Consider the following 22,313-nt stretch of genomic DNA (forward strand, 5'->3'; position numbering starts at 1 on the left):
AGACGTGTGCTCTTCCGATCTATTCGCCATATCGCCATCTGTCAGCTGCTTTCCGCCATATTCGAGCACCGCTCCTTCTTCAATGGCACTATTGACATAATGGAGATACGTATTCAATTGATGCTTATTTGCAACAGCACCGTTGTCGAATCCTTCCCGGATCCCATTGCCAACCTTTATTTGCTCTGCTTTTTCAACCAGCAGTTCAATGACCTTTCGGGAAATGGAACGGGGCACAATCACGCGGCTGGTTCCCGTACAGCTTTGGCCGTTATTATAAAATCCGCTGATGACCACGCTCTGAACAGCCTCTTCCAGATTGGCATCCTCCAGAATGATCGTCGCATTCTTCCCGCCCATTTCTGCCTGCATTTTTCCGCCATGGGCTGTCACAAGCTTGCCAAGGTGGATGCCCACATCAGAGGAGCCAGTAAACGACACTGCCTTAATTTCCGGATTGGTCCCAATCTCTTCTCCCACGACAGAACCCGGGCCCGTAATCATATTCAGAACTCCCGCTGGCATTCCGGCCTTCTCGAACAGCTCGACTACTTTCACTGCGATTAGAGACGTGTCACTTGCGGCCTTATAGATGATCGTATTTCCCGCCAGCATGGAAGGTGCAATTTTATAAATAGCGATTCCGAGCGGAAAATTAAATGGCGTAACGACAGCCACCACACCCAGCGGCTCCTGAATCGTGCAGGCGAAGGTTTTCGGATCAATCGCAGGCACGGTTTCTCCCGAGATCCGGTTAGCCTCGCCGCTGAAGTGCTTCAGAGCCTGAACCGTTGCATCCACTTCCTTGCGGGCTGACTCTATCGTTTTGCCTACTTCCTTCGTAATGATTTCAGCTAATTCCTCTTTTTCCTGCTGGATGAGAAAGATCAGTTTAAAAAGGATGTCCCCCCGGCTGATTGGAGATGTATTTTTCCACATGGGAAAAGCCCTCTTTGCACTCTCAATTGCTTTTTGCACATCAACCTCATTCGATTTCTGAAAGTAACCCAGTACCTCATCTATATGGTTTGGATTCAAGCTGGGATACGTCTCCCCTGTCACAGAAGGAACCCATTCCCCTCCGATGTAATTGTAATAAGTTTCTGCACCAGTATTCCTGATCTCAGTTTTCTGGCTATTAACCTCTGTACTCATCCAATCTCTCCTTATCGCTTAAGTTGAGATTATTATAATATTTAGAATATTCTATGTACACGTGCCGATAGACAAATATCCCTTCCCTTCTTTGTGGCAATCCCCAATTAAGGGTTTAAAAAGTCGAAAACCTGGAAGGCCAGGACCACTGTAATCCAATCTTCTTTCCGGGAAAAATCAAGCTGCAGCTCGCTCTCGATTTTTTTCAGCCGGTAAGCCAGTGTATTGGGATGAATATGCATCTCTTCTGCTGTTTGTTTGTGGCTTTGATTATGTGCCAGAAAGATTTGCATCGTTTTCAAATATTCAGGCTCCATCTTTAAAAGAGAGCCAATTTTATCGGATACAAATTTATTCAGCAAGCTGCGGTCGGTGTTGAGCCACAGTCTTTCAGCACCAAGCTCAGAATAAGTGATAAAGGATTTGTGCTGATGATTTTTGGCAAATGACAGGGCTTCGGCAGCTTCCTGATAGGTATCTGTCATATCTGTTAAGACAACCTCTCTGCCCAAACCAATGACTGCTCTTTTCACCTTTCGCTGAATATCATCAGCTAAATTATGGTCATATTTTTTCCGGCCATTCACCAGAAGTGCAATGATTTGGTTTGATTTCGTAAAAATGATCGAAGTATCACAGTATGTAATCAGGATCTGCTCGATCGATCGGATAAGCTTTTCTTTCTGAAGGATGGAAGCAGCATCCCATAGAAAACCAGACTTGCAGTCCACCATCATACAGGCGACACTGCTTTTCTCGTTCAGGCGGAAAGTTTCCAGAATCCTGGTATTCAGGCGTCCGCCATTGATTAAATCATGAAAGGCCTCTTCCCTTAGATGCATCTCTTTTTCAAAAAGCGTATTCTGCCTGACAAACTCCAATGACAAAGCCGTTGAAGCGTGTTCAAGAGCAGCCTTCTGGATATTTGTCAAACGCTCGATTGGTTCATTCAAAAGGAAATACCCGAAAAGTTCGTTGGAATTTATGATCGGAAATGAATGGGAGGTCTCAACTGGCGACTCTGCAAAGATTACCGGGGTACTCAAAATATGACTGATCGTATCCAGGATATACGAAGTTCCCCTCCCCTCCAGCAGAATCTTCGTGAATTTCCGGTGGATATCAAGGGATTGGCTCAGTTCTTCATTTTTTCGCTTCACTTCTTCGTAAAGCTTCGAATTCATGATGGCAATAGCCGCCTGGTCTGCCACCACCTCCAAAACATGAAAGTCGTCTTCAGTAAACTGTACATCATTGTCGAAATTATCCACCACAAGCACACCGATGCAATCTTCTTTATAAACCAATGGGACGACGATTCCGCTTTTCACATCCCGCTGGAAAACGCCATTAAAAAAGTGAACATAATTTGTCTCATTCATCCGGCTCATATGCTCCCTGAACTCACTCCCTGAAGCAATTACGCCTTTCTTAGTCAGAAAAACCTGTCCAGTCAGGGATTCTCCAGGCTCAAACTTCACCTTGCTCATAAAGCCAGCCTCCACCCCAACCCCACTGGAAAAATGCAATAATCCATCTTCCTTTAATGTGTAAAGGATGGTTGTGTCAGCATGATCTACTAAATTAAAGGCTGCTTGTACCAGCCTCTTTAGAATCTCCTCCAGTTCAAGAGATTGGGTTAAACTCCGATTAATTTCCAGGAGGCTTGAGATTTTGTCCTGCATGATGGTCATGGCTGTTCTCCTTCCTATCATGATAGTTAAAATCTATTATAGGTGATATTTTGTACAAAATGGCCTTTTCAAAATGGTTTTTCCTAATCTGGTCTTTGAAAGTTAGATTCTGCCTTCAAATTTCACAATTAGACTTTGGAAAGTTATTATAAAGTTAGAGAAAATGCATATAGGAGATATCATGGCAAAAATTAAGTATCTTGAGATTTATAATGATTTAAAAAATAAAATAGACAGCAAGGTGTATGCGTTTCAGCAGCTGCTTCCTTCTGAGAATACCTTGATCAAGCAGTATGAATGCTCCAGGAATACCGTACGGCGGGCGATTGCCAATCTTGTTTCCGATGGGTATGTCCAAACTATTCACGGGCAAGGCGTCCGTGTGATTTTTCAAGAGCTAAAGCAAAAAGAGTACCTGTTTGGCGGTATCGAGACGTTTAAGGAGTCTTCAATCAGAAACAAAAATAAATACCGGACTGAAGTAGTTTTCTTTGAAGAGAGAATCGTAGATGAACAACTAAGACAGGTAACTTCTTTTCCAATCGGGATTAAAATCTATCATTTGCAAAGGGTCCGATATCTGGATGAAAAGCCTTTGATTATTGATTACAACTATTTTCGAAAAGATATTGTAAAAGGATTAACAAAGGAGATTGCAGAGGATTCTATTTACGAATTCATGGAAAATGAGTTAAAGGAAAGCATCATTACAACGAAAAGAATGATGACAGTTGAAAAGGTAAATGAGCTGGACCAAAACTATTTGGACCTGATAGAATACAACTGTGTCGCCGTTGTCACCAATTTCACATATAACTCAGATGGAGTCATGTTTGAGTTTACTCAGTCAAGGCATACCCCTGACTCCTTCGTGTTTTTTGAGCAGGCACAAAGGATAAAATAAACTATCCCCGGCATATTGACCCCGGGGATTTTTCTTATTATGCCCTCGCTTGCTGAACCTTAGCAGCCAGATAAATGAACGCGCTTGCCGTCCAAGTAAAGGACGGGTCCCTTAACCCTTCACCTGTAAGAGCATTAAAGTTTTCTGCAAATCCATTCAGATGAACAAGTTCGCAATATTTTTCGCTAACGGACAGCGCTGCCTCTTTTTCGCCGCATCTTTCCAAGGCATCGATAAGAATTAGCGTGGTGGGTGCCCAGATAGCGCCGCGCCAATAGGCATCGTCCTGGTAAAGACCGCTATCAACTGCCTCTGAAGCAATGCCCCAATTTGTCGTATATTTGCAGCCCGTAATGGTTTCCACCATTTTGTTTCTTGCAGAAGCCGGCAGTTTATCTGCGATCAGAAGAGACATGAGCGGCAGGAAACTCTCGCTTTTAATCACTTCACCAGTAGACATGACACGTGCGGCAGGAAGATCATCTACAAGGAAATAGGAACAAAACAGAGCTGTCAGCCTTTTGGATTCCTGTTCCCAGAAGAATTTCTCTTCTGATTTTCCGAGCTTTTCTGCAACCGTCGCAAGCATATCCATATCCTTGATTAGAAAAGCGGTCAGATCCGGCGAGTCTATGATATTCGCATTTCTGAATACCGTGCTATTATCTTGTCCCGAATCATTACCATGATGGTATTCAGGGATGCCATCCTCATTGGAATCTTTATAGGTCAGATAAAACTGGACCTGATTCTCTATTTGATGATAAATGGTCTCAAGCTGCCCTGTTGTGAAGTCCATTTTTTCCATCATTTTTGCATAAGTCCAGCCGTGCACAGGCGGTTTGGCAAAATTCCAGCGGATGGTCGAGTCACTAAGCGAACCAGGAATTTGTCCAAGCTCATCCTGATAATCAAAAAGGACTGCCATTTGATCCCATGCCAATTGCGGATCAACGTCAGCCAAAGCAATCGCGTTAAAGCAGTGATCCCAGCTCCATGTGCCAAGGAAATAGTTATTTGAGACGAACATCGTATCCCTCTTCAGGTAGCCTTCCGGCTTAACAACTGAGGACCAATTAATATACGCCGCATTGATCTGGGTATCCCTATATTTTTCAGGGACCTCAGGCAGCTTGCTGCAATAATTCTGAAAGGCTTTCCTGCTGTTTTCAAAAGATTGGCCAAAGCTGTATTCCCGTTCTGCTGGCTTTCCTCCATGTGTAGGAAGGTCTTCAATAACACATAAAAAACCGCTCTCAGCAACAGGTGAAATTTCAATAGCAGACTGATTTTCTGCTTTTTTTGTGCTTCCCCTGCTGTCCATGTAGACATCCTGATTCAAGGAAACGGATCCCCTAGGACAGAAAATCATAAATTTGGTTAAGTTTTTATAGCTGTTTACGATACAGTACTCGCTGCCTTTTTTCCCTAATAAATAATTATATTCAAAATTGTAGACGGGCTGCGTATCCAGAAGGAGTCCAACTTTTTCTCCTGTTCCTTTAATAACAATCCTCGAATCACTGTCAAAACAGATAAAAATTTCACCGCCGGATAATCGGATAGTGATCTGATTATAGTCTGCTATGTATTCGTAATCCACGGGTGCTCCGCTGACAGTCGGAATCAGCTTTAGCACATTCATATGGCTTCTTGACTTGCCTCTTAAAGAGTTTAAAAAAAGGCCTGTTTTTAATGCCTCCCCATTTTCCTGAAAGGCAAGAGCCATATAAGAGCCATAAAAGCTTAACGGTGTTTTCGTTATATCCATGATAGCCGGACACTCCTTAAAAATTTTTCAAAATTATTTGTATATACAAGTCGATTATATTATACTAAACTTGTTTAAACAAGTTGGGTATTTATGAAAGCCATTACATAGTGAGGTGTAAGCCAGATGTCAAACTTTAATGAAAACGTTTCCTCCATAATCGAAAACATCGGAGGAGCAGAAAACGTTGTAACCGCAACACATTGTGTCACCCGGCTGCGATTAGTGCTGAATAGCGAAGAGCTGGTTAATGTGAAGAAATTAGAAGAAAATGATCTTGTAAAGGGAACCTTTTCAGCAAGCGGCCAATTTCAAGTCATCATCGGACCTGGATTGGTTGAAAAAGTATTTGCCGAGTTTGTGAAACAAACAGGCACAGAAGAAGTTTCTACAGAGGAATTAAGAGAAATTACTTCTAAAAAGAAAAACGTCCTTCAAAGAGGAATCCGAGTGCTCGCAGACATTTTTATACCGATCCTGCCTGCCATCGTTGCAGCCGGTTTATTAATGGGACTAAATAATGTACTAGCGAACCCTGGAATCTTTTATGAAGGAAAATCCGTGCTCGATGTTCATACAGAATGGTCCGGGTTTGCAGGAATTATTAATCTGATTTCAAATACAGCCTTTACATTCCTGCCCGCACTAATTGCCTTTTCTGCTGCAAAGAAATTCGGGGGCAATCCTGTATTGGGAATTGTTCTTGGCTTAATTATGGTTCACCCGGAACTTATGAATGCCTATGCATTCGCATCTGACCCAGAATCAGTCGAGAACTGGAACCTATTCGGTTTTGAAATTGCAAAGGTCGGGTACCAAGGACAAGTTATTCCAGTCCTTTTTGCGGCGTATCTGTTAGCAGCTCTTGAAATTAGCTTGAGAAAAGTCATTCCGGAAAGCCTGCAGCTATTGGCCGTTGCTCCAATCGCACTGATCATTACGGGTATTGCGACATTTACAATCATTGGACCTGTTACTATGGCAGGCGCTAACTGGATTACCGACGGTATTTTGTATCTGTTCGATGTTTCACCGGTTCTGGCTGGGGCAGTATACGGACTGATTTCACCGCCGCTTGTTATTACAGGAATGCATCACTTATTCCTTGGTGTGAACCTGCAAATGGCTGGCTCCCTTGGCTATGTTACCCTTTGGCCAATCGGCGAAACGGTTACACTCGCTCAAGGTATCGCAGCCTTAACCATGTTCTTCTTAATTAAAAACAATAAAAAACTCAAAAGTGTTTCGCTTTCCGCAACTGTATCAGCTTGGTTAGGCATTACAGAGCCAGCGATTTACGGAGTTAATCTGAGATTCAGATATCCATTTATTGCGGTCATGATTGGCAGTGCCATTGGAAGCGCATACCTTTCCTTTATGGATGTAAAAGCCACCTCTGTAGGTGTTGGCGGTATGCTCTCCTTCCTTTCTGTATTTCCGGAATACTGGGGCTCTTACTTTACAGGAATGGCAATTACAGCAGTCATCACGGTAGGATTAACATTGCTGTTCAGCAAGGGGAAAATGTTTAAATCGAAGGAAGTTAAAGCAGAAGTGACGGAAGCAGCTTAAAAATTTTAAAGAGCCCAGAGGCTCTCATGACAAAGACACCCTCATCATATTGAGGGTGTCTTTGTCAGCTATAGTTTGAAGACTTTGTATACAAGGTTATAGGCTCCTATTTCTAACTTTTAATTATCAAGCAAGCCTATTTTTCTGCCAAACTCCCATCCCTATTCTTCCTTTTACGCACTTCCTCCATCTTCCCGTAAAACTCTCCTCCAGGTCAAAGCCAAAGAAGTTATAGAATTTCACCAGATAGGCCAGGCAGTCTGCGAGTTCTTTGCCAAGGTCTGCTTTTACTTGCTCTCTGGCAAACTGAAATGCCAGTTCTTCATCCATCCCTTCTTCTGCATATTCGCGGACAAGGTTAAAGGCCTTACGCAGCTCTTCAGCAACCTCCGCTACTTCGGTTGTCATGAGCATATAGTTATTAAGCAGGGAATCGCGGCTCTTGGCATAATTCTCGTCGCTGATTTCCCATCCCATCCCTTTTTGATAATCTCTCATAAAGCTTTGCAATACTTTCAATCTATTAACACCTCTTCTGATACTTTCGACAAATTTCGGGTGGTGCCTGTCACCATTTATCTTTCTACCGTCCGAGCCAATAACGCCCCGGCGATGAGTCCCCAAACGGGAGCGCTGATATGCAGAAAGCTTACGCCTGATAGGGTGACGATGAAGGCTGCGAGTGCGCTTAACCGCAAACGGTTTTCGGAGAAGCCCAATTGCAGGCTTGAATGGAGGACGCCAATCAGGGCGAACCCGGCCAGCAATGAAACGAATGCCTGCGGAAGCGATTGGATAAAGGGCACGATTTTCCATGCAAATATGCCGAAGACTATCGTAATCGCGCCTGAAACAACAGCTCCCATATACCTTTTCTCCCTGTGGCCTGAATCCGGTCCGGCACAGATGGCGCTCATCATGCCGGCGATATTGGCACACTGGCCGCCAAAGAAGCTGGTAATCACGGAGAAGACGCCGCTTGATGAGACGATTTTACGAATTGGCGGCTTGAAATCCTCGCTTTCCAGTGCCCCGATTCCTGGTGCAGCATCATTGCTCAGTATCAGCAGCGCGAGCGGCAGGGCAATCGTCACAAGCCCCATCCAGCTGAATTCCGGCATTTGGATAGACGGCAGGAAATAGGCAATCTCTTTAGCCGGATTTAAATCAGCTGTCAAATACAAGACTGCAAAGGCAACTGCAACGGCCGCAAGTACAGGCGGGAACTTCTTCACATATCTCGTAAAAAGCAGAAAACTGATTAAAGCCGCTCCCCCGGCAACAGGCATTTCCTGAATGGCCGGTACGAGCTTCACGACATAGCCGGCAACCAATCCGCCAAGCATGGATGCGATGACTTCTTTCGGCACCCAGCCAATGATTTTAGTAAACAGCCCAGAAATGCCGACCAGAAAAATCAGCAGCCCGGACATCACATACCCGCCTATCAGTTCAGGATACGAATATTGGGCAGTCACAGTCGCTAAAAAGGCCGCTCCAGTAATCGAATGCCCTCCTGTGATGGGAATCCTATATAAAAGCGGGAGGAGGATGCTGTAGACACCCCCGAAAAAATAAACCGCAAACATCCAGTTAATCGTCTGCTGGTCATTAAATCCCCCTGCTGACGCAGCCTGTAAAATGATCAGGGCCGGCCCCGTCATAACTAGTGTGCTTGCAATGATTCCAGATGAAATGTTCTCCGCTGTCAGATCTCTTATGAACGAACCCTTCTGTACTCCTTGACTGTATCCGCTATGCCTTTCCTTCGGCAAACCCATTTTTTCTGCCCCCGACTTCCAATTATTTTACTTACTATCATGATTTTAAATGAGGTAATTGTCAAACTATTTCGCATTTGGAAATTTTGAAAAAAAAAAGACCTCCTAAGAGGCCCCTAACTCATTCCGATTGAAATAGACATTTAACACTTGCTTTAGGGATTGATCGATCTGCACCCATTCATCCAGCTTATAGTTATTCAGCACTTTCGCCAGGTTTGGCTTAATGCCGATCAATTTGATGATGCTGCCTGTCATGAAGTTCAGCGTTTTAATCAGCTGGGTGAATTTCTCAATGCCTTTTCCTTCAATTTCCCCAACCGCTGTAAGGTCAAAGAGAATCTCATCATATTCGCCGGCAAAAACAGCTTTAAGACAGCTTTCGGAAATAACGTTTATTTTATCTGCTGTAATATCCCCAAATAAAGGTATGAGGCAAAGAGTTTCCGACAGTGGAATAAACGGCCCGGACAATTGATTCAAGCGGATCAGCACCTGCTCCAGCTCTTCTTTTTTCTCCAGAAGTTCAAAGTCGGTTGAGGACAGGCGCTGCTGCAGCTGCATCAGTTTATCCATCAAGCCTTCATTTGAGCTGTCTTTTGGCAGAAACAGCATATTGGCATAGTCCTCACTGTCCCATTGAATATGGACCTCAAATAAAGATAGCGATGTTTCTCTGGTCTTCATATTCAGTTCCAGCTTCACGGGATCCAGTCCTGGCTCCCTGCTGTACTGAATCAGCTTTTCGATGCTCTCCTCATCAATTATGCCTTTTAAATGCCCCTCGCTCAGGTCAAAGCTTTCACGTGCTATGGCGGAATAGCTAACTATTTTTCCGTTCCTGTCAGCTTTTAAAAAAGCAAGCGGAAGCGGCTGATCAAAAAATTGCATTTTGCTGTCCCCCCGCTTCATAGTTTTGCAGCCATTCCATTGTTTCAGGCAAATTCTTCAGAATGACTGTATGATCGGAGCAATAAGGAAGCAGGTCATACTTCCCTGCTAAACGCCCGCCAAGAAGAACCGACGGCTTATGCGGCAGTTTGGCAAATGCTTCTGCATATTCCTTCAGCTTCGGCAGGTGATAGACAATGCTGACCGAAAGTCCGATTACGCTTGGCTTCCAGTCTTTTGCCGTTTTCAGCGCATATTCCAAAGGCAGGCTCGGGCCAAAATACTTCGTTTCCCAGCCATGCTCTTCAAAAAGGCTGTTGACCATTTTCAGGCCAATATAATGCTGTTCCCCATCCAGGCATAGAAACATGGCTTTTTGGCTTGATTGTCTTTTTTCCCGCTGGTAAGCGAGTTTTGAGAGCACAAAATCACATGTAGCTGTTGCCAAATGTTCGTCTGCCACTGTGATCTGATTTGTCTCCCATAAAATGCCGATATGTTGCATCGCGGGTGTAATCAAATTTTGATAAACTTCGAGACGCGATAGCTGCGGGTGCTTTTGAATGGTTTCCCAAACTTTTGCAGAATTGCCTTCCAGCAGCAGGGAAGCGAGTGTTTCAGCCTGGTTCATCTTACACTCCTCCCTTCACAGGTTCACCTTTCAAAAGAGCAATAGCTTCAGCCAGATAAAGATGAAACTTTTCTGCCTTCTCAGCAGAACCTGTATCATCAGCCAGCACAGCTTGAATGATTTCGAAATTGTCGATCAGATGCTTGGTCTTCATCCCATGCTTCTTTAAAATGCCATCAAGCCAGACGGCATAATCAGTGAAAAAAGCAGATTGGTCCAGCTCATACGCTGTCTCGAGATGCTTCATATGATGATGGTTATCTTCGCGGCACTTCTCTTTTCCTTGTTCCCCAAACCGATCCAGCAGGGAAGGCTCCCGTTCATAGATCTTTTCGGTAACATTGTTTACGATCTTTTCATAGTTCACTTAGCCACCACCTTATATTGCGTCACTTTTGGAACCACTGCAGCCAATTCCTGATCCGGATACTTTTTCTCTAAATCATGGATTCTCTTAAAATCCTCACTCCGAACCCAGTTTAAATAGTTTTCCTTTGTATCAAAGATGAGCTGAACGGTCAGTTCACCGGCGCGCTTATCATTCTGCAGCAGCAGGAAATCGATAAACCCCTCCGCCTGGTCGACTGACCGTGAGCGATTTTTATATATGCGAATGACTTCTTCCGACTTGTCATCGGGAACGTCAAATGTTGAAAAAACGGTGTACATGAACTCTCCTCCAATTTTGGGAGTTTTCTGGCTTTATTAAGTATAACACATTGATTGGGATTGTCATTTTGGGAGGTTTATAGGCAATGGATGAGGTTTTTTGTTTGCTGGACGGTTAACTGCTGTTTCTATTTATCTCTAAATTTTCGTTGTTAATATGGACGATTAACTACCATTTTCTCCCCTCGCTCCACATTTTCGTATTTAATCCCCGTCCCCCTTCTTCTCAGCCTTAAGTCCGATGCCAAGATATGTCTCTGGCTCGTTATGACTCTCGTTATTCCCGGTTAAGATAGTATCTGTAATAATTGTTAAGTTTTTCCTGCAAACAAGATCATATTTTGGCGAATTAGGTCGGACGAATTATTGGAAAATTAAAGAAGTAGTAGTTATTAATACCTATTTTCCTCTGTATAATTAGATCTTGGGTGCAAATTTTCACTATTAGGGAGTTAGGAGAATGTTTATGAAATTATTAAAAATGATTGTGCAGAGAAAGATTCTGGTTGCCCTTATGACGGTGCTGATTTTGGCCATAGGCAGCTTTTCCATTATCGAATTGGATAAAGAGCTGATGCCTCCGGTAACGATGGATGGCGCTTATGTGGAAATCAGTGCCGGTGAAATGGCAGCTATTGAAGTGGAGCGATCGATCACCAACCCCTTGGAGCAGCAAATCAGGGGGATTGAGGGAGTGGAATCGGTTGACTCCACATCGGCGATCGGACGGAGCTCACTTCAAGTTACATTTGAACAGGGCCGGGGCGACGATCTATTTAAAGAAGTAGAAACCGCTGCGACCGCCGCTAAAGGGGAAAATGCCGCGATCACGGATGTCACTTCGGGCCAGTATGGGACCACGCAAAGCTTTGAATTCTATATGGATGTATCAGGCGGCAGCATGGAGGAGATGACCGCTTTTGCCAAAAAGGTTCTTGAACCGCGCCTGGAGGCATTGCCGGAAGTCCGCGACGTATCGCTTGCAGGGGTTCAGGAGCATGAGGTAATCATTGAAATGGACCGCAGCAAATTGGCTGAAAAAGGGCTGGATGCCGCCGCTGTGATCGGTGCGATTCAGCAGGTTAACAGCGAAGCCACACTGGGAGAACTCAGCAGTGATGACAGCTCTCCTTCCCTCCGCTGGAATACGAAGCTTGAAAATGTGGAGGATGTACAGAATATTAAAATCCCCTCACAAAACGGGTTTGCCGATCTGAAAGATGTTGCAGATGTTCAATTTCAGCCGATCGAAAGCTCATCATTCGTCTGGAAAAATGGAACGAAGGATTTCATTTTTGTCCAGGTTGGCCGTGCTGCAGATGCCACGCAAATTGAAATGGCAGCCGCGGTTCGCGATGAAGTGAAAAACATCCGCGAAGACGGACTTGTAAAAGGCTTTGAACTGAACGAAATGGTGGCACAGGCAGATTATGTGCAGGAATCCATTGATGGCGTGACCGGCAACATTTTAACTGGCGGCGTCATTGCCATTGCAATTCTGCTGATCTTTTTAAGGAATGTAAGGGCCACCTTTATCATCGGCCTGTCGATCCCAACTTCCATCCTGCTGACGTTTACGGCGATGTGGGTTTTTGATTACAGCTTTAATATCCTGACACTGATTGGGCTCGGTCTGGGGATCGGGATGATGGTGGATTCTTCGATTGTTATCATTGAATCCATCTATCGAAAGAAGGAACAGGGACTTGGCAGGCTGGAGTCCGTTTTGGAAGGTACGAAAGAGGTTTCATCAGCAGTTATTGCTTCGATGCTGACAACCATTGTTGTATTCCTGCCCATTGGCCTGATAGGCGGTGATGTGGGCACATTCATGATCATGCTGTCTGCTGTTGTAGCCATTACACTCATCAGTTCGGTTGTCGTCTCGTTTACTTTGATTCCATCTCTTTCGGAAAAAATGCTGATGCTCCGCAAGCCGAAGAAGGAGCGCAAAGAAGGGCCGATTATGCGCCTCTATAGCCATATTGTGGCCTGGACCATCCGGAAAAAGCGGTACAGTTTTGCGGTTATAGCGATTTTCTTCCTGATGTTTGCCGGTTCATTAACACTTGTGACGAAAATTCCGATGACGATTATGCCCGATATGTTTAACCGTTACACAGAGCTGATGGTTGACCTCGAAACGGGTATTTCCATTGAAGATAAAGAAGACATCGCTCAAGGAATCAATCAGAAACTGCAATCGATTGAAGATGTAGAGTCCAATTATGTCATGGACAGCGGCGGCATGTTCTATACGATCATTAATATGACAAAGGGCGATGACATTACAAGAGAGCAAAAAGATGTCAATGAAGACATTATGAAAGAACTTCGCAGCCTGTCTGATACCCTCCCGGTTGAAAATGTCCAGAGTGCGATGTCGGCTGGCGGGGGATCACCGGTCCAAGTTAATATTATGGGCGAAGATTTTGCAGATCTGCAGAAGCTTACCGGAGATTTTACAGAGGAGCTCGAAATGATTGACGGCATCGTCGGTGTGACCAACTCGATGGAGCGCACATCAGAGGAACAGGTTGTTGTTTTAAATGAAGAAGCGATTGAAAAGGCAGGCTTGACCCAGCTGCAAATCAGGCAGTTTATTGAGCAGGCATTCATGGAAATGCCTGTCGGGGAAATGGCCATGAACGAAGAAAATGTGCCGCTTGCCTTGAAATGGGCTGAGAAAACAGATTCCAAGTCAGATCTGCTGAATTTAAAGGTTCCAACTGCCCAGGGCGAGAAAGCATTATCTTCCTTCATTGAATTGAAGAGTGTAGATACGCCAAATGAAATTCCCCATCATGACGGGGAGCGCTTCATCTCCATTTCAGCTGATATTGAAGGCAAGGACCTAGGTGCCGTGAACCGGGATGTCCAAAAGCTGATCAATGATTTTGAAGCCCCTGCTGGCTATAGTGTGGCAGCTGCCGGAGATATTGAACAGCAGCAGGAATTAATCATGGATATGGTGTTTGTTTTAGCGATTGCGATTTTCCTTGTATACCTTGTGATGGCTGTCCAATTTAACCACCTTGGCCACCCGCTGATCGTCATGTCTGTTATACCGATGACCATCGTCGGCGTCATTCTCGGTTTGTTCCTGACGCAGATGGAGCTTAGCGTAATGTCAGGAATGGGAATTGTGATGCTGATTGGGATTGTGCTCAATAACGCCATCCTGCTGATCGACCGTACGAATCAGCTCCGCCTGGAAGGCTTCTCGGTTGAGGATGCACTTCTGGAAGCAGGCAAAAACCGGATCCGGCCGATATTCATGACCACTCTGACAACGGTTGGCGGAATGCTTCCCCTTGCTCTGGCATCGGGAACTTCGGGCAACTACCAGGCGCCGATGGCAACGGTCATTATTTCAGGCCTGCTGTTTGCGACCTTTATCACGCTGCTGCTGATCCCGGCGGTTTACCGCTTGTTCACCACGTCCAGTCTCCGCTTTGGCTGGCTGAAGAAAAGGCAGAAAAAGAAAAGCAGTGATGTTAAAGTAATTCCGGAGACCGTTAATTAACATATTTTCGCCCCCTCAAATACTGAGGGGGCTTTTGCGGATTTTCAAGCACTATGGACAAGGGCTCTCTCCTTCTGTTTTTTCCCTCATATATTAGTAGGAGAAAGGAGTGAATCCCATGTGCCAATTTTGTGTTGAAGAATATTATTACAAGAAGAAAGTCTGCTGCAAAAAGAAAGACAAACATGAACATCACGGCTGCAAGAAATGCACCAGCGATTTTAAACCTCACTGTTCATGTACAAAATGCTCTGATGAGCATAAAAGATGTTCCTGCAAAAAATGCTCTGATGAGCATAAATTTCATCATTGCTCTTGCAAGAAGTGCTCATTTGAACACAAGCATTTCTGCTGCTGTAAAAAATGTTTCCATAGCTGCGACTATTAATCCAGTAAAACAGCGGCCAGCTTTGCTGACCGCTTATTAATTTTTTTCAACCCCGCGCTTTAAGGACAGCATTAAAAGTCGGACACCAAGAAAAAAGAGGATAAAACAGATGAAGGAAGAGGTGTGAGTCCAATTGATAAGGACAAACATATTCAAAAAGCTGAATAACGGTTCAAAGATATAAGCAAACATGATTCCAAGGCCTACGGCTGCAAAGGCATAGCTTTTCCACGTACTGAAGTACTGATAAATCAGCATGCCCGATATGGGGATCACCACAAAATCTGCAGGCAATAATGGCGGAATAAAATGCAGCAGCTTATCCGGATAACCCCACAAAAGAAAGTTCACTCCCACAACATCAAGAAAACAGGCGAAGATCGCACAGAGCAGCCCAAAAGCAAGTATTTCAAAGAACCGCCCCTTATCCACCAGCCTCCACCAAATAAAAAACGGCAAAATGCTCGCAGCCAGCAGCACCCACCAGTTAAAGCTGAATAAATCCTCCTTCAGCCAATGCTCAAGAGAAACATCTCTTAGCTTTTCTCTAATGTTTTGCTCATCTTTATAAGAAGGAATGCGGCTCATTTTATCACCTGTCCACCCGAGTTGGTATCTTCATACTCATCTTTCCCCATGGAAGTAGTTACATACAGTAAGCCGATGGTTTTAATGAAATATTGGCGGGTTTGCGGGGTAGGTGCAGATATTCTACTATGGGCGCAATATGGTGGGGATAGGTGATTGAAACGGCGCATATCTGGCGTGATGGCGCAATTACTAGTGATGTGGACGCATTTAACGCGCAATCATGATGCGGGTGGGCGCATTTGTTGGATGCAGCGGCGCATATCTGGTATGGCAGCGCAATTTCTGGTGATATCGATGCAATTAACATGGCGGACGGCATAATCAAAATAAAGAACAACACAATTATAAACCAAAACAACACAATAACCGGCAGCAGCGCAGCATACAGTTTTCACAAAAAAAAGCAGCTGGCAGAGCCAGCCGCTTTCGTTTCTATTGCTGTCCAGTATAGATGCTAATCGCATCTCTTAAAAACTCAGCTGCACCTGGACGAATTTTTTCATAATAGGCTTTAAACCTTTCATCTGCCACATACATTTCCGCCAGGCCGGCGTGGGCCTCTTTGCTGTATTCACTCCAATAGAATGTGATCCACTGCTTGTGCAGATCAGCCGCTTTTTGTGCAAGCTCGCCTGCCGGATTGCCTGTTTCCATGGCTTGTGCTAAAGTACTGTTCACTTCTTCGGACAGTTTGGTTACGGCCTCATGCTCCTCCTGGGTCATGTTCATTAGTTTAGCATTGGACTTATCAACCGTCTCATCGCCATACTTCTCACGGATCTCTTTTCCATATTGTTCCTCATTATCTTCAATCATTTTCTTTTTGAATCCTTCAAACTTCTCTTTGTCTGACATGGTCGTTCCTCCTTCTGCTGACGCTATGGTTTTTTCTACATTCGTAATAAGCAGATCGAGCTGTTTTCTTTTCTCAAGGAGTTTCTCGCGGTGCTCCTTCAGTGCATCTGCAGCATCGAAAGCGGGTGCTGTGATAATTTCCTTAATTTGTTCAAGGCTGACGCCAAGTTCTCTGTAAAACAGAATCTGCTGCAGTCTGTCAACTTCCTGCTGGCCATAGATCCTGTATCCTGACGAATTGGTTCTTGCCGGCTTAAGAATGCCAATTTCATCATAATACCTGAGGGTCCTCGAGCTGACCCCAGCCAGCTGAGCGAGCTTCTGGACTGTGTATTCCATGCGATGATCCTCTCTTCGAAAAGTTTTAGAAAGTACTTTCTGTTTCTTACGATACACCTTTACGCAGCGTGAAGGTCAAACACTTTTTATAAAAAAATGATTAATCCATCTTTTTAATCAGGAGAGCGGCGGTCGTCTTTGAAATTCTGCATCCATCCAGGTCCGCTTCCTTTAATAATTGAAGGTCCAGTGCCGATTTTATTTTACTTTCATCCGGTCTTTTTAAAATTAACTCCGGCAAGTTCAATTCTTCCAGTCTTTTCACCGTTGCTTCCGGATCAAACTTTTCCATTCTTCTAATCTGCCTCTGCAACCGGTAGCCTTCAATCCTCACTTCCCCTTTTTCATTCTGTCCCAACGCTGTATCGAAATACTGGTGGAACATGTCTTTGAGTTTATCGAGCTCGGCTTCCAAATCCTTTTTCCTGCGGTTCAGCTCATCAAACCGGACCAGCATCTCTTTTGTAATCATGTATGGATCGCCTCTTTTCATGGATGATATTTCATCTTATTTTGGAAGCGGCGGATTTATGCATAGACAAAGAACATATGTTCTAAAATACAAACACGAAGAATTTGGTGTAAAATGGAATTAATATTCCTGGGAGGGGACTTGATGCTTTTAAACATTTTTTGGGGAATTCTCGGCCTGTATGTATTGCTTTCTCTCCTAATCCTGCCAACGCAATACCGCTTTTTGACCACTTTAAAAAAGGAAGAAGCCAAAAATAAAGCGAAGGGAAAAACGCAGGGAGAGATGTACGACAATATGGGAGCAGGCGAACTGGTTGTGCATGAGAACATCCAGGGAAACCCGGTCTTTTTTCTGGCTAATTTCCTGGCATCGGTTATCTATCGGATTAAGCATTGACCGTTTCTCGGATAAGATATTTAGATTTCGCGTTACATCGAGCATTTCGAGGATATATTTATTTTTTCGCAGTTATATTAAAAATTTCGCGGACATTTGTAAATTTTCCCGATTAAGTTACTAAAATAGCCTGGCGGGCTTCCGCCAGGCATCTTTTTTTACTGCAATTCTTCCAGCGCAATCGTCTGATATGCTTTAAAAAAGGAATCGCAGAACACATCCCACTCTTCAGCCGCTTCCATGGAGGCTTCGCTGACTTCCCCGCACACCGGACGCTGCAGAAGATCAGTCAGCTGCTCTGAAAATCCAGCAATCGTTTCCTGAGAAGCACCTTCCAGAACGTTCGCCACAAAATCAGCTGGCGGATACCAGTTTGCCACTCTCTGAATATCGCGGTAAATTTGCGTCAGCAGCAGATTGCGCGGGCCTTCCCACTGTTCATTGACGGCAACATCCCGGAATATGCGCGGCAGTGAGGAGAATTCCTCCATGACGCCATGGCCGGCAAAGACAGATATGGCATCGCGCAGGACCTCTGTTCCTTCATTCGTTGCACAGATTTTCTGCAGCAGCACAAGCTCCCTCAGGTTAAACAGCTGTTTTCTCTGTTCAAGCGGCTGATCTACCGGAATCCCTGCATTCAGTGGCTGATTCAGGCGCAGAAACAGGTCATAGATTTTAAAAGCGCCTGCCGCGGTACGCTGTGCGGTGTTTTCAATTTTTTTCAGCGTTCTTGCAGATAGCGGATAATCTTTTACCTTCTTGCCAAAAACGGACCGGAAATCACCATAGAGACTGGCTTCCCGGGCTGCACGGAGCATGAATCCTGCGCAGGCAATTCCGATTTCAAGCCGCGATAATGTCAGGACTATGCCGACTGCCACTGCCACCCCTTTTCCTGCCGGTCCAACCGGATAAGCCAGCGCCCCATTATACTGGAACTCTCCTGTCGGCAGCTCGGCCGTGCCCATTTTCCACTTGATGCGGTTGATTTCATAGCCATTGCGTACCTCCTTTTCCTTATCCCCTGGAAGCCATGACGGAACAATGAATGTCGACACTTTATCAGTGCCGGAAATTTTCGCGGTGACTACCGAATAGTCGGCATGGGCAACCGAACAGAAAAATTTATTGCCGTACAGCCGATAGTTTTTTCCTTCTGAAACGGCCTCAAGCACATTGGCAGGCAAATCGGAACCGCCCTGAATCTCCGTCATGAATTGGGCACCGATTGCAAAGTCCCCGTCCAGCCCCTCTTTTGTATGCTGTAAAATTTGCTCCAGCTCTGGGATATCTTCATTCGGATATTGTTCAAGGAGTGCAATTAATCCAATCGTACAAGTCAGCGGACAGGCGACACCTGCCTCCCCCAGCTGATGAATCAGCATGCGCTTTGCGAAACTTTCCCAGGATGTCATTTGGCTGGAAAAAAGCCCTGCACCGAACACTTCTTTTTCCAGCTGATGCGTTTCCATTGGACGGACGACACGGTCAATGCGGTGATTGAAGGCATCAAAATGAAGCATATATGGGCGGACTTCCGGCCTTGCCGCTCTTTCTGCAAGGGTGTTCCATTTGGAAGAAACAGCAGGAGAAAAATCCAAAAGCTCTTTATGTATCTGCTCGTATTGTAGGTCTGCATATTTCTTCAGGGCTTTTTGCAAAAATGGATCATCCTTATACCAATCCAGATCGCTGCGCTTCTCTAAAAACTCATCAAATGAGTACCTATTCTTTCCTCTTGTCTGCACGTCCCGGGAAGTAATATTCATGGAAAAATCACTCCTTTTTTAATTGACAGAATATAATTTTCAGAATTATTATAAAACTAAGCTAACGTTAACGTCAACTAGGAGGATACATAAATGACAGAGGAAAAGATTTTTACCATCAGTGAGCTTGCCACGATGTTTGATATCAGCTCAAGAACAATCCGCTATTACGAGGAAATTGGCATGCTGACATCAGAAAATCGGGACAGCCTGACCAAGCAGCGCAGCTATACGAATCGGGAGCGGCGGCGCCTGAAGATGATTCTGCGCGGAAAAAAGCTCGGCTTCAGCCTCCAGGAAATCAAGGAGATGATTGGTCTCTATGAATCAAATCCGGAAGGTGAAGCGGAAAAAAGCAGGATTATTGCATTCGCTGACAGCAAGCTAAAGGAAATCGAGGAGCAGATCATGCAGCTGCAAATGCTGCGGGAAGACATTCTGACTTACAAAGAAAAATATGAAAACAGCCGGGTGAAAACATAAAATTATTCTTATTAAAAGGGGCTGATTGAAGTGGGAGCAACGATTCACGGAGTATTGGAAAGAAACGCAAGGAAGTTTCCTGAAAAGGACGCCTTTATTACGGCGTCAAACCGCCTGACATATGGTGACATGAACCGCACATGCAACAGGCTGGCACGATATCTTCAGGAAGAAGGAGTCCGGCGCGGCGATCGTGTGGCGGTGATGTCGCGCAATAATGAGCACTTCTTTTTTGCTTTTTTTGCCTGCATGAAAATCGGCGCCATTCCGATGCCGATGAATATCCGTTTGATACCGAAGGAACTGGGGGCTATTTTTCAAAATGCGAATGCTGCTGGGGTTCTGTATGAGAATGAGCTTGCTGAAACAGTGAGTTCGTTAAAAGAGAATTTGAATTTCTATTTTTCGATTCAGAATGCGGCAGAGGCTTCTGCTCATTTTTCTGACGGGAATCTCGATGTACCGATTGATTCGCTGGATATCTGCGAGATTCTTTTTACATCCGGAACAACCGGGACGCCAAAAGGAGTGGTGTTTAACCATGAACGCATTTTGGCAATCGCCTCGGCAGTTTCAGTTAATTTCAGCTTGTCGCATAAAGACTCCATGCTTACCCTGATGCCGCTCTCCCACTCTGCTCCATTGAATACTTTCTTCATGAGCGGGTTTTATTGCGGCGCAACCCATGTGATCGGGGACTTTACGCCTAAAGGCTTCTTGAACTGGATTCAGGAGGAAAAGACGACCTTCTCATTTGCGGCTCCGGTTGCCTATTTGATTGCGGCCAAGGATCCGGATTTGCCTTCTCATGATTTATCCAGCATGCGTGTTTTTGCATATGGCGGTGGTCCGCTGGCACTTGCCTCCTATCATCATGTAAAAAAAGCATTTCAAAACGAAAACTTCTATCAGGTTTACGGTCTGACGGAAGCGGGACCGAATGGAATTTTATTATATCCGGATGAGCATCTGGAAAAGGCCGGAAGCATCGGCAAAAATCCGACGGTTAATATGGAAATCCGGGTGGTCCGGCCGGATGGCACAGATACAGACCCTAATGAATACGGCGAGATTCTTCTGACTGGCGACAGCCTCATGCTGGGATATGACAATAACCCGGAAGAAACGAACGCGGCGATGAAGGATGGCTGGCTCTATACCGGGGACATTGCTTATCGGGATAGGGATGGCTACTTTTATATTGTGGACCGTAAAAAGGATGTCATCATTTCGGGCGGCGTCAACATTTATCCGCGTGAAATCGAAGAAGTACTCGCGAAGCATGAAGCTGTTTTGGAATCCTGTGTGGTCGGTGTGCCGCATGAAGAATGGGGTGAGACCGTCAAAGCTGTCGTCGTGCTGAAGGGAGATGCTTCTGAAGAGGAATTGCGTGCATTTGCTGCTGAACACCTTGCTGAGTTTAAATGTCCGCGTATTTACTCCTTTGTGGATGAACTGCCGCGGAATGCGAGCGGGAAGATTTTGAAGCAGCAAGTGAAATTGGTGCATGCTTAATTGGATGGGGGATCAGGTACTTGGAAGGTGCCTGATTCTTTTTTGCGTATGGAAATTTTATGGCAGCAGGTTGCTGGCTCTGATAGTTTAAATGGCTTCATGGCGACTATTTTTCTTGACTCTGGTTCTTTTTCGGCTTCATGAGAGCTTCATAGCAACTATTTGTCTGAATCTGGTGCCAATTATTTAATCTCAATGAATAACGACGAAAAGGGAGATTCATCAAGAAATATGGGAGTTAATCCAAATCATTAACGACCATATGAGAGATCCATCAAGAAAAATGGGAGCTAATCCAAATCATTAGCGACCATATGAGAGATGCACCATGAAATATGGGAGTTAATCCAAATCATTAGTGACCATATGAGAGATGCACATAAAAAAGGAGTTAATCCGAATTAATAACAATCAGAAATACTGAACCCCCTCCCTCCCGCTCAGTTGCTTTTTTCCGGTTTATAATGAAAATAGCAGGAATTCTCCCCTAAAAAAAGTATCTTAATAGTACGACCAAACAATCCAGGAGGCCCTATGAAGTCAAGAACCGAAACCGATATGATGAATCTGATTTTATCAACAGCCCGTGAGGATGTGCGGGTGCGCGCGGTTATTCTGAATGGCTCGCGCGCGAATCCGAATGTGAGGAAGGATATTTTTCAGGATTACGATATTGTGTACATAGTTAGGAAAATGGAGTCCTTTACCTATGATCATAGCTGGGTGGATGTATTTGGTGAGCGGGTTATGATGCAGATGCCGGAGGAGAAGGTGCTGCCGCCTGCTGACGGCTATGGCCGCTTCCCCAATTTTATGCAGTTTATAGACTGGAACCGGATTGATATTAAGTTTATTCCATCTGAAAAGATAGAGGAGCAGCTGGAGCCCGATAGTCTGAGTGTGCT

The 22,313-nt window shown here is 44.8% G+C and carries 22 protein-coding genes; 9 read left to right on the forward strand and 13 right to left on the reverse strand.

Features of this window, described 5'->3' with window-relative positions; all coding sequences use genetic code 11:
* A partial coding sequence (locus ACEQ1T_RS19575) for an aldehyde dehydrogenase family protein (RefSeq protein ID WP_372530250.1) occupies positions 1-1,155 on the reverse strand: 1,155 nt, incomplete at its 3' end.
* Positions 1,156-1,262: 107 nt separating this feature from the next.
* Positions 1,263-2,849 (reverse strand): helix-turn-helix domain-containing protein, encoded by a 1,587-nt coding sequence (locus tag ACEQ1T_RS19580; RefSeq protein ID WP_370224352.1) that lies wholly within the window; start codon positions 2,847-2,849, stop codon positions 1,263-1,265.
* Positions 2,850-3,030: 181 nt separating this feature from the next.
* Between ACEQ1T_RS19580 and treR the strand changes: the two genes are divergently transcribed.
* Entirely contained in the window at positions 3,031-3,753 is a 723-nt protein-coding gene (gene treR / locus ACEQ1T_RS19585; protein ID WP_206841476.1) for a trehalose operon repressor, read from the forward strand.
* A gap of 37 nt (positions 3,754-3,790) precedes the next feature.
* Here treR and ACEQ1T_RS19590 read toward each other — a convergent pair whose 3' ends face one another.
* A complete protein-coding gene (locus ACEQ1T_RS19590) occupies positions 3,791-5,524 on the reverse strand; it encodes an amylo-alpha-1,6-glucosidase (protein WP_370224354.1) in 1,734 nt (577 codons plus the stop codon).
* 126 nt (positions 5,525-5,650) lie between these two features.
* Between ACEQ1T_RS19590 and ACEQ1T_RS19595 the strand changes: the two genes are divergently transcribed.
* On the forward strand, positions 5,651-7,096 hold the full coding sequence (locus ACEQ1T_RS19595; protein WP_370224355.1) for a PTS transporter subunit EIIC: 1,446 nt from the start codon (positions 5,651-5,653) through the stop codon (positions 7,094-7,096).
* 126 nt (positions 7,097-7,222) lie between these two features.
* Here the strand turns inward: ACEQ1T_RS19595 and ACEQ1T_RS19600 are convergent, their stop codons facing one another.
* From ACEQ1T_RS19600 to ACEQ1T_RS19625, 6 genes are all read right to left on the reverse strand, one after another.
* Positions 7,223-7,615, reverse strand: a complete 393-nt coding sequence (locus tag ACEQ1T_RS19600; protein WP_244671240.1) for a MazG nucleotide pyrophosphohydrolase domain-containing protein — start codon at positions 7,613-7,615, stop codon at positions 7,223-7,225.
* A gap of 56 nt (positions 7,616-7,671) precedes the next feature.
* On the reverse strand, positions 7,672-8,877 hold the full coding sequence (locus ACEQ1T_RS19605; protein ID WP_206841452.1) for a benzoate/H(+) symporter BenE family transporter: 1,206 nt from the start codon (positions 8,875-8,877) through the stop codon (positions 7,672-7,674).
* Positions 8,878-8,982: 105 nt separating this feature from the next.
* A complete protein-coding gene (locus ACEQ1T_RS19610; protein WP_206841437.1) occupies positions 8,983-9,768 on the reverse strand; it encodes an STAS domain-containing protein in 786 nt (261 codons plus the stop codon).
* On the reverse strand, positions 9,755-10,399 hold the full coding sequence (locus tag ACEQ1T_RS19615) for a B12-binding domain-containing protein (protein WP_206841434.1): 645 nt from the start codon (positions 10,397-10,399) through the stop codon (positions 9,755-9,757). Before ACEQ1T_RS19615 ends, ACEQ1T_RS19610 begins: the two co-directional genes overlap by 14 nt.
* A 1-nt stretch (position 10,400) precedes the next feature.
* Positions 10,401-10,766, reverse strand: coding sequence for a hypothetical protein (locus tag ACEQ1T_RS19620; RefSeq protein WP_206841401.1), 366 nt, complete (start codon positions 10,764-10,766; stop codon positions 10,401-10,403).
* Complete coding sequence (locus ACEQ1T_RS19625; protein ID WP_206841398.1) at positions 10,763-11,068, reverse strand: antibiotic biosynthesis monooxygenase; 306 nt, start codon at positions 11,066-11,068, stop codon at positions 10,763-10,765. The genes ACEQ1T_RS19620 and ACEQ1T_RS19625 overlap by 4 nt, the downstream gene beginning before the upstream one ends.
* Positions 11,069-11,534: 466 nt before the next feature.
* Between ACEQ1T_RS19625 and ACEQ1T_RS19630 the strand changes: the two genes are divergently transcribed.
* Both ACEQ1T_RS19630 and ACEQ1T_RS19635 read left to right on the forward strand, forming a co-directional pair.
* On the forward strand, positions 11,535-14,594 hold the full coding sequence (locus tag ACEQ1T_RS19630; RefSeq protein WP_370224356.1) for an efflux RND transporter permease subunit: 3,060 nt from the start codon (positions 11,535-11,537) through the stop codon (positions 14,592-14,594).
* Positions 14,595-14,725: 131 nt separating this feature from the next.
* Positions 14,726-15,022 (forward strand): hypothetical protein, encoded by a 297-nt coding sequence (locus ACEQ1T_RS19635; protein ID WP_206841391.1) that lies wholly within the window; start codon positions 14,726-14,728, stop codon positions 15,020-15,022.
* Here the strand turns inward: ACEQ1T_RS19635 and ACEQ1T_RS19640 are convergent.
* Positions 15,019-15,570 carry a CBO0543 family protein gene (locus ACEQ1T_RS19640; protein WP_370224357.1) on the reverse strand — a complete coding sequence of 184 codons (552 nt, stop codon included), beginning with the start codon at positions 15,568-15,570 and terminating at the stop codon, positions 15,019-15,021. The two genes, ACEQ1T_RS19635 and ACEQ1T_RS19640, sit on opposite strands and share 4 nt — an antisense overlap.
* Positions 15,571-15,812: 242 nt before the next feature.
* Between ACEQ1T_RS19640 and ACEQ1T_RS19645 the strand changes: the two genes are divergently transcribed.
* Positions 15,813-16,031, forward strand: a complete 219-nt coding sequence (locus ACEQ1T_RS19645; RefSeq protein WP_206841374.1) for a hypothetical protein — start codon at positions 15,813-15,815, stop codon at positions 16,029-16,031.
* Here ACEQ1T_RS19645 and ACEQ1T_RS19650 read toward each other — a convergent pair.
* The gene (locus ACEQ1T_RS19650; RefSeq protein ID WP_370224358.1) at positions 16,006-16,767 is read right to left on the reverse strand and encodes a MerR family transcriptional regulator; all 762 of its coding nucleotides are present in this window, start codon (positions 16,765-16,767) and stop codon (positions 16,006-16,008) included. The two genes, ACEQ1T_RS19645 and ACEQ1T_RS19650, sit on opposite strands and share 26 nt — an antisense overlap.
* A gap of 100 nt (positions 16,768-16,867) precedes the next feature.
* Positions 16,868-17,239 (reverse strand): hypothetical protein, encoded by a 372-nt coding sequence (locus tag ACEQ1T_RS19655; RefSeq protein WP_206841367.1) that lies wholly within the window; start codon positions 17,237-17,239, stop codon positions 16,868-16,870.
* 144 nt (positions 17,240-17,383) lie between these two features.
* On the opposite strand from ACEQ1T_RS19655, the gene ACEQ1T_RS19660 reads away from it, so the two are divergent.
* A complete protein-coding gene (locus ACEQ1T_RS19660; RefSeq protein ID WP_206841363.1) occupies positions 17,384-17,638 on the forward strand; it encodes a DUF3949 domain-containing protein in 255 nt (84 codons plus the stop codon).
* Between the two features lie 158 nt (positions 17,639-17,796).
* Here ACEQ1T_RS19660 and ACEQ1T_RS19665 read toward each other — a convergent pair whose 3' ends face one another.
* Positions 17,797-19,410 carry an acyl-CoA dehydrogenase family protein gene (locus ACEQ1T_RS19665; protein WP_370224359.1) on the reverse strand — a complete coding sequence of 538 codons (1,614 nt, stop codon included), beginning with the start codon at positions 19,408-19,410 and terminating at the stop codon, positions 17,797-17,799.
* 93 nt (positions 19,411-19,503) lie between these two features.
* Between ACEQ1T_RS19665 and ACEQ1T_RS19670 the strand changes: the two genes are divergently transcribed.
* The 3 genes from ACEQ1T_RS19670 to ACEQ1T_RS19680 all read left to right on the forward strand — a co-directional run.
* Positions 19,504-19,893 carry a MerR family DNA-binding protein gene (locus tag ACEQ1T_RS19670; protein WP_370224360.1) on the forward strand — a complete coding sequence of 130 codons (390 nt, stop codon included), beginning with the start codon at positions 19,504-19,506 and terminating at the stop codon, positions 19,891-19,893.
* Between the two features lie 30 nt (positions 19,894-19,923).
* Complete coding sequence (locus tag ACEQ1T_RS19675; RefSeq protein WP_370224362.1) at positions 19,924-21,408, forward strand: class I adenylate-forming enzyme family protein; 1,485 nt, start codon at positions 19,924-19,926, stop codon at positions 21,406-21,408.
* A gap of 534 nt (positions 21,409-21,942) precedes the next feature.
* The coding region (locus tag ACEQ1T_RS19680; protein ID WP_370224364.1) for an aminoglycoside 6-adenylyltransferase at positions 21,943-22,313 on the forward strand (371 nt) is incomplete at its 3' end.

It is taken from the genome of Cytobacillus sp., assembly GCF_964223445.1.
GTDB lineage: Bacteria > Bacillota > Bacilli > Bacillales > Cytobacillaceae > Cytobacillus.